A 1,456-nucleotide genomic window follows, 5' to 3' on the forward strand; every position below is an offset into this window, starting at 1 on the left:
CATCCTCCAAAATAGTATTGGCTTAAACAGAATTACCAGAGAGGGACTACATGCTTTTCTCTGGTTTTTGAGTCATCTTTAGTCCATGTTTCGTATGCTTACACCCATAAATACATTGCTCGTTCTGCTATGCGATTTGGAAGTTTGGTATCTATTTTTAAACCAAACTCCTTGCCTTTCTCAATGGTGATTTCTGCTAGTTCAACATCTCCAGATCTTATTCCATTTATTGTAAATAATATGAACCCATTACCATTTTCGTCTGCAGGGAAGTAACCATGATCACCAATCTTAACATTTTTACCTATAACATCAGTGCTAAAGTTAGAAGCATTATCAAAACCTAAAACGTTAAGTTTTTGAAAATATTTTGTAGGATTTGAAACGCACTCTCCAGGTGATTTTTCAGAGCGCAATCTAAAAAAGTTTCTATTAAGAGTTTCAAAAAAAGCCTCACAAAGTATTAAAATGAAATGAGCGCGTTTAATATAAAAATCATTAGATTGTATGTCTTCATTTTCGAAACCGTGTGCTATTTCATTTCTTCTTTGTGCCAAATCATCAAGTTCTGCTTTGATTACTTCCGCACACATTTCCATTTTAATTTCAGATTGCTCATCTAATCCCTTGTCGTTTTTGATGAAATTTTGTACGACTGGGTTTTTGGAAACACTGATTAATACATTAGTAAGTCCAATATCCGAGAAAATTTTGTTAATAGAGTCAAATCTAAAATTGGAGGAATGTAGCGAAAATGCTGGTTCATTAATTATAAATTMATCTTCATTATGTAAACAGTTATTTATGTTTTTAATAAGTGTTTTTTGGGCATTTATGAACTCCTCCGGTGTTAAGTTTTTTTTCCTAGAATAAGACCTTAACAAATCATATGTGTTAAATACATGTTTTTCAGATATTTCTTTAGGGATGTCAGAGTATTTTTTTATTACACTACATAGATTTTTAATATATCCTTCAATAAGCCTCTCAATGTATGATTCCAAAATGCCATATGTAGTAATAATTGAACTTTTATAAAGGAATTTCTTTTTGTTTATGTTGGCGTTTGGCAATGTTTTTGTTAGGAAATTCGATACGGTGTGATCAAAAACGCTCCCGGTTTTAGTAACCTTAATCATGCTTTCAAATACCAGTTCTGATTCACTGTGATAGTGAATATTTAATATTAAATCTTCAACCCCCTTTCTTAATAATAATAGAGATTCTTTCATTTTAAAAATCCCTCAAAGAAAGAGATGAATTTTGTGTTAYGGTCTTGAAGTGCTGAAGGGTTGGTATTTCTCCCTTCGAAAGTTTCATAGTTGACAATATAAAAATCCACCAGCGCCTCGTTAATTTTATCTTTGTTTTTAATTAAGGCTGGTTGATGATGCAGATTCTGACTAAGAGCAAACATTAATGGATCGTAGACGGCTGTTGTTGGCCTGTCATACCA

At 32.2% G+C, this 1,456-nt stretch carries 2 protein-coding genes; both read right to left on the minus strand.

What is annotated here, in order from left to right; all coding sequences use genetic code 11:
- Nucleotides 1–98 precede the first annotated feature (98 nt).
- Nucleotides 99–1,232 carry an MAE_28990/MAE_18760 family HEPN-like nuclease gene (locus tag AC1DUO_RS24940; RefSeq protein ID WP_477989354.1) on the minus strand — a complete coding sequence of 378 codons (1,134 nt, stop codon included), beginning with the start codon at nt 1,230–1,232 and terminating at the stop codon, nt 99–101.
- The coding region (locus tag AC1DUO_RS24945) for a hypothetical protein (RefSeq protein WP_477989356.1) at nt 1,229–1,456 on the minus strand (228 nt) is incomplete at its 5' end. The genes AC1DUO_RS24940 and AC1DUO_RS24945, both read right to left, overlap by 4 nt.

The sequence above is a fragment of the Rahnella sp. P4_A8 genome, from assembly GCF_056402435.1.